We start from the raw sequence: 5,763 nt of genomic DNA, 5'->3' as shown, positions 1-5,763 counted from the left end.
TGTCCCCGGAAAGTCGTTGCTCCCCTTCTCCCGCCGGGAGAAGGGAGAATTGCCTCAGCGCAAATCCAATACCTTGCCTCGCGCGGCTGCTCCCTCCGCGCCGAGCAGATAGACCACGGCCTGCGCCGTGCCGTCCGCGGTCGGCAACTCCAATGTATTCTCGCCGAAATAGGCCATGCGCCGCAGCGCGCTGCGCATCGGCGCGGGCAGCAGCGCATGCACGCGCGCGCGGCTGGTTTCCCATTCCTGATGCAGGGTCGAAGCTAGGCCGATCAGCGCATGCTTGGCCGTGCCGTAGCCTCCCCAGAACGCCTTGCCGACGCGCGCGGGATCGTCGAGCGCGAACACCACGCTGGCGTCCGCGCCGTCCGCCGATTCGCGATGCAGCAGCTCGGCACACGCCTGCACGATCAGGAACGGCGCGTTGAGATTCACGTGCAGCGTCTTCAGCCAGGCTTCCGCCTTGGCATCGACCGCAGGCTGCAATCCATCGAACTGCGCAGCGGCGAAGACGATGCCGTCGAGGCGGCCGAACTCGCGGGCTATCGTCGCGGCGAGGTCGTCGTAGTCCTTCGGCGAGGCGCCGGCGAGGTCGAGCGGATAAATCGCTGCCGCGCCCGGATGAGCCGCGTCGATTTCGTCGTAGAGTTTTTCCAGTGGGCGCACCTTGCGCCCGAGCAGGATTACTTTCGCCCCGGCCTGCGCCGCGGCCTTCGCGCTCGCGCTGCCGAGCGCGCCGAGTGCGCCGACGATCAGCACGACGCGGTCGCGCAGGGCATCCGGTTTCGCTTTCCAGTCCGCAGGCAGGCGCGCGGTGTCGCGCAGTTCGATCCTCATGCCGCCTTCTGCGCTTCCTTGGCCATGCGCGCCAACTCGCCGCTTTCCTGCAGCTCGAGCGTGATGTCGCAACCACCGATCAGCTCGCCATTAATGAACAGCTGCGGGAACGTCGGCCAGTTCGAGTAGCGCGGCAGGTTGGCGCGGATATCGGGATCCTCGAGCACGTTTACCGAGGCAAACTGCGCGCCGCAGGACTTCAGCGCCTGCACCGCACGCGAGGAAAACCCGCACATCGGGAACTGCGGCGTACCTTTCATGAACAGCACGATCGGATGGTCGTCGACGATTTTCTTGATGCGTTCTTCGGTATTCATGGGTGTTGTCTGGCTCAAGCAATGCCACCGTGGCGCGATGCGCCATTGTAGCAGGCGCGGCTTGCTTTCCTCGTTCGCCTGCCCAATTCCCTTATACTCGACCCCCCTTCAAGCCCAAGCCAGGAGACGCCAATGGCAATCGAACTTCCGCCGCTTCCGTACGCACGCGACGCACTTGCCCCGCATATTTCGGCCGAGACGCTCGACTACCACTACGGCAAGCATCATCAGGCCTACGTGACCAACCTCAACAACCTGATCAAGGGCACCCAGTTCGAGAATTCCGATCTCGACACGATCGTGAAGAATTCGCAGGGTGGCGTGTTCAACAATGCCGCGCAGATCTGGAACCACACGTTCTACTGGAACTCGCTCTCGCCCAAGGGCGGCGGCGATCCGTCCGGCAAGCTCGCCGATGCGATCGTGAAGACCTTCGGCAGCGTCGCCCAGTTCAAGGAAGAGTTCACCAAGACCGCGGTCGGAACGTTCGGCTCCGGCTGGGCCTGGCTCGTGCAGCGCGCCGACGGCAGCCTCGGCCTCGTCTCGACCAGCAACGCGGCGACGCCGATCACCGGCACCGATCGCCCGCTGCTGACCTGCGACGTGTGGGAACACGCCTACTACATCGACTACCGCAACGCGCGGCCGAAATATGTCGAGGCGTTCTGGGCGCTGGTCAACTGGGAATTCGCGGCCAGCCAGCTGGCGTAACGCGGTTTTCCACCGGCGTTCCGCTCGACATCGGGACGCAAAAAAGGGCGCGATTCTTCGCGCCCTTTTTATTTGTGCGAAAGGCGTCTGCGCTACAACGCGGCGAGCACCGGAGCGGCCTGCGCCTCGCGCCCAAGCGCACGCGCGACGCGTGCGAGACGTTCGCGCATTTCCGCATTCGTGTTCGCGCACAGCGTCGCGTGGCCGACTTTGCGCCCGGCGCGCGCGGACTTGCCGTAGTCGTGCCAATGCGCACGCGGCTCGGCGAGCACAGGCAGCGCGTCGGGCAGTTCGCCGATGAAGTTGAGCATGACCGCCGTGCCGAGCACAGCGGTATCGCCGAGCGGCAGGCCGAGCACGGCGCGCACATGGTTCTCGAACTGGCTGCACGGCGCGCCCTCGATCGTCCAGTGCCCGGAGTTGTGCACGCGCGGCGCCATCTCGTTGCCGAGCAGTTGGCCGTCCTTGACGAACAGCTCCAGCGCGAACGTGCCGACGTAGTCGAGATGAGTTGCGATGTCGCGCGCGTGGCGCGCGGCCGGTTCGATCAGCGCATCACCGCCGGGCGCCGGCGCCAGGGTGGCCGAAAGGATACCGTCTTCGTGCCAGTTTTGTACAAGTGGATAAGTGGAAAATGCACCATCGCGGCCGCGCACGGCGACGAGCGAGACTTCGCGCTCGAACGCGACCCAGGCTTCGAGGATCAGCGCCGCACCGCCGAGCGCCGCCCACGCCGCATCGATGTCCGCAGGCGTCTTGATACGGAACTGGCCCTTGCCGTCGTAGCCGAGCCGGCGCGTCTTGAGCACGGCCGGATAGCCGATTTCGGCCAGTGCGCGTTCGAGATCGGTGCGGCTGTCGACCGCGGCGAATGCGGGGGTGTTGAGGCCGAGTTCGCGGAACAACATCTTTTCGACGAGCCGATCCTGCGTGGTCGCGAGCGCGCGCGGATTCGGGAACACGGCGACGCGCTCGGCAAGCCAGTGAGCGGTGTCGGCCGGCACGTTCTCGAAGTCGAACGTGGCCACGTCGACGCGTTTGGCGAAATCTTCCAGCGCGGCGAAATCGCGCCAGTCGGCGGTGATCTGCGGCGCGACTTGGCCGGCGCAGGCATCGGCAACGTTGTCGACGACGAGAAAGCGCACGCCGAGCGGCGCGCCAGCGAGGGCGATCATGCGGGCGAGTTGCCCGCCGCCGAGGACGCCAATGGTTTTCATGCGCGTGGATCAGGCTTGTCGAGCACTGCCTGCGTCTGCGCCGCGCGGAAATCGCGCAACGCTTTCGCAACGGCCGCATCGTCAAGGGCCAGCAGGCTTGCGGCGAACAGCGCCGCATTCGTCGCGCCGGCCTTGCCGATCGCGAACGTGGCCACCGGAATCCCGGCCGGCATCTGCACGATCGACAGCAGCGAATCCATGCCGTTGAGCGCATGCGACTGCACCGGCACGCCGAGCACGGGCAGCGCGGTCTTCGCCGCGAGCATGCCGGGCAGGTGCGCGGCACCGCCGGCGCCGGCGATGATCGCCTTGAGCCCGCGCGCCGCAGCCTGCTCGGCATAGGCGAACAACAGATCGGGCGTGCGATGCGCGGAGACGACTTGCACCTCGTGCGCGACGCCGAGCTTGGCCAGCGTGTCGGCGGCGTGGCTCATCGTTTCCCAGTCCGAGCGCGAGCCCATGACGATGCCGATGCGCGCTGCCGCAGTGTCTGTGTTCATGGCGGGGCCGGTGCAAAAACGATATTCTACGGGCACTTCTGCATTCACGCACCCTCAACGCATGGACAAACGTCTACTGGACATCCTCTGCGATCCGGTCACCAAGACACCGGTCAAATTGCTCAGCCGTTCCCAGCTCGACGCGCTCAACCGCGAGATCGCGCAGGATGCGGTGAAAACCGTGGCCGGCACGAACGTGGCCGCGAGCCTCAAGGCTGGCCTGATCACGACCGACGGCAAGGTGATCTACCGCATCGAAGACGACATTCCGGTGATGCTCGCCGACGAAGGCATCGGCACGACGCAGCTGCACGACTTCCCCGTCTGAACCGATGAGCGATCTGCTTCCGCCGGATGCCGCCGTCGTCGCGCAGGATGTTGCGCGCGCGCTGGCCGAGGATTTCGGCAACGGCGATGCGACCGCCGACCTGCTGCCCGCTGCCGCGACCGCGAGCGCGACCGTGATCACGCGCGAAAACGCGGTGCTCTGCGGCACCGCCTGGTTCGACGCCTGCTTCCGTGCACGCGATGCGAGCGTCACCATCGAATGGCAGGCCCACGACGGCGACCGCGTAGCCGCGAATGCGACATTGTGTACCTTGCGCGGCAATGCGCGCGCGCTGGTCGGCGCGGAGCGCTCGGCACTGAATTTCCTGCAGACTCTGTCGGGCACGGCCACCGTTGCCGCGCAATACGCCGATGCCGTGCGCGGCACGCGCACGCGCATCCTCGACACACGGAAGACCCTGCCCGGCCTGCGCTACGCACAGAAATATGCGGTGCGCTGCGGCGGCGCGACGAACCACCGCATCGGCCTGTTCGACGCGATCCTGATCAAGGAAAACCATATCGCCGCGGCGGGCTCCCTCGCGGCTGCCGTCGCCGCCGCGCGCAAGGCACATCCGAACCTGCTGCTCGAAGTCGAAGTGGAGAACTTCGACGAACTCGACCAGGCGCTCGCGGCCAAGGTCGATCGCATCATGCTCGACGAATTTTCTGCGGACGACATGCGCCGCGCCGTCGCGCACGTGGCCGGGCGCGTGGCGCTCGAAGTCTCCGGCAGCGTCACGCTCGAGCGCGTGCGTTCGATCGCCGAGACCGGTGTCGATTTCATCTCGGTCGGTTCGCTGACCAAGCATGTGCGTGCTGTCGATCTGTCGATGCGCGTGCGCATGGAATCGCACGCGGGTTGATCAACGCGATCGACGCCGATCACTTCGGCCGCATGATCGCTTCACGTATCGCCGCGTCGCGCGCCGTATTGTCGAAACTGAGTCGTCCGCCTGCTTCGCGCACACCGAGATCGGCATACACTGCATTCCAGTCCGGAAAGCCGCGCATCGCGGCGAACTCGCGGTAGCGCGCGCCAATCAGCGTCGTGCCGGCCAGCGCATCGAGTCTGGCGACGAAATCCTCGGGCCGCCACGCGCTGTAAGCCGGCAGGCAGCAATCGCGGAAGCGCGACAGCGCGGTGTCGAGACCGACCTTGCCGCCGCTCTCGCGGCGCAGATCGCGATCGACCGTGAGCCAGAACGCCGCGCCCGCCCAGTACACGCGCTGGAATGCGTGCGTGCGAAACATGTTCGCCGCCGTCTCTTCCAGCGTGCCGTCGCCGCGCGCGGCCGCACCGCGCTTGAAACCCTCGGCGAGCCGATTCCAACCCTGCGCGGTCGTAAGCAAGCCGCCGCGCGCGCGCAACACGTTCTGGTAATACGTGGCGAGGCCCTCAGCCAACCAAGAACCCCGGTCGCCGAGATAGGGATGCATGAGATGACTCAACTCGTGCACCGCCATCCAGTCGTCGTCGAACTCGCTTTCCGGTCGGCTCGGGTCGATCAGCAGTTGCAGCGCATTGCCCTGCCCGCGCACCGACTGGCCGAACACGACAGCCTGCCCATGCGCCCGCGCCCCAACGGGCAGCATCAGTACCTGCACGTCGGCCAGCGGCAAGCGACCGTAGGCGCCAAGCACCGCGTGCGCGACGCGACCGAACCAGCGCTCAAGCTTGTCGCGTTGCGCCGCATCCACGCTCCCAAGGATCGCCAGGCGCAGCACGCCGCCCGGCAATTCGATGCGCTTCTCCTCGAAACGGCCAAGTGCGACCGCGGCCGACCAATCTGTCGGGGTATTCGGAATGCGAAATTCGACGACGTTTCCGCTTGACGATTTGCCGTCATGCGA

8 protein-coding genes are annotated in these 5,763 nt (G+C 66.2%); 3 read left to right on the top strand and 5 right to left on the bottom strand.

Annotated features, from left to right (window positions below; translation table 11 throughout):
- Positions 1 to 54: 54 nt before the first annotated feature.
- Together VF497_RS00880 and grxD are read right to left on the bottom strand one after the other, a co-directional pair.
- Positions 55 to 837, bottom strand: coding sequence for an SDR family NAD(P)-dependent oxidoreductase (locus VF497_RS00880; protein WP_330885325.1), 783 nt, complete (start codon positions 835 to 837; stop codon positions 55 to 57).
- Positions 834 to 1,154, bottom strand: a complete 321-nt coding sequence (gene grxD, locus VF497_RS00875; RefSeq protein ID WP_330885323.1) for a Grx4 family monothiol glutaredoxin — start codon at positions 1,152 to 1,154, stop codon at positions 834 to 836. Before grxD ends, VF497_RS00880 begins: the two co-directional genes overlap by 4 nt.
- 132 nt (positions 1,155 to 1,286) lie before the next feature.
- Here grxD and VF497_RS00870 point away from each other — a divergent pair, with 132 nt between their 5' ends.
- Complete coding sequence (locus VF497_RS00870; RefSeq protein ID WP_330885321.1) at positions 1,287 to 1,865, top strand: superoxide dismutase; 579 nt, start codon at positions 1,287 to 1,289, stop codon at positions 1,863 to 1,865.
- Between the two features lie 92 nt (positions 1,866 to 1,957).
- Here the strand turns inward: VF497_RS00870 and VF497_RS00865 are convergent, their stop codons facing one another.
- Together VF497_RS00865 and purE are read right to left on the bottom strand one after the other, a co-directional pair.
- Positions 1,958 to 3,082 (bottom strand): 5-(carboxyamino)imidazole ribonucleotide synthase, encoded by a 1,125-nt coding sequence (locus VF497_RS00865; RefSeq protein ID WP_330885319.1) that lies wholly within the window; start codon positions 3,080 to 3,082, stop codon positions 1,958 to 1,960.
- A complete protein-coding gene (gene purE / locus VF497_RS00860; protein WP_330885317.1) occupies positions 3,079 to 3,582 on the bottom strand; it encodes a 5-(carboxyamino)imidazole ribonucleotide mutase in 504 nt (167 codons plus the stop codon). Before purE ends, VF497_RS00865 begins: the two co-directional genes overlap by 4 nt.
- 61 nt (positions 3,583 to 3,643) lie before the next feature.
- Here purE and VF497_RS00855 point away from each other — a divergent pair, with 61 nt between their 5' ends.
- A complete protein-coding gene (locus VF497_RS00855; RefSeq protein WP_330885315.1) occupies positions 3,644 to 3,910 on the top strand; it encodes a hypothetical protein in 267 nt (88 codons plus the stop codon).
- A gap of 4 nt (positions 3,911 to 3,914) precedes the next feature.
- Positions 3,915 to 4,775, top strand: a complete 861-nt coding sequence (gene nadC, locus VF497_RS00850; protein WP_330885313.1) for a carboxylating nicotinate-nucleotide diphosphorylase — start codon at positions 3,915 to 3,917, stop codon at positions 4,773 to 4,775.
- 19 nt (positions 4,776 to 4,794) lie between these two features.
- On the opposite strand, the gene VF497_RS00845 is transcribed toward nadC, so the two are convergent.
- On the bottom strand, positions 4,795 to 5,763 hold a 969-nt coding region (locus VF497_RS00845), incomplete at its 5' end, for a hypothetical protein (protein WP_414706823.1).

It is taken from the genome of Rudaea sp., assembly GCF_036383415.1.
GTDB lineage: Bacteria > Pseudomonadota > Gammaproteobacteria > Xanthomonadales > Rhodanobacteraceae > Rudaea.
The sequence above is the reverse complement of the archived record's forward strand: the minus strand, read 5'-3'. Positions and strand labels throughout refer to the sequence as shown.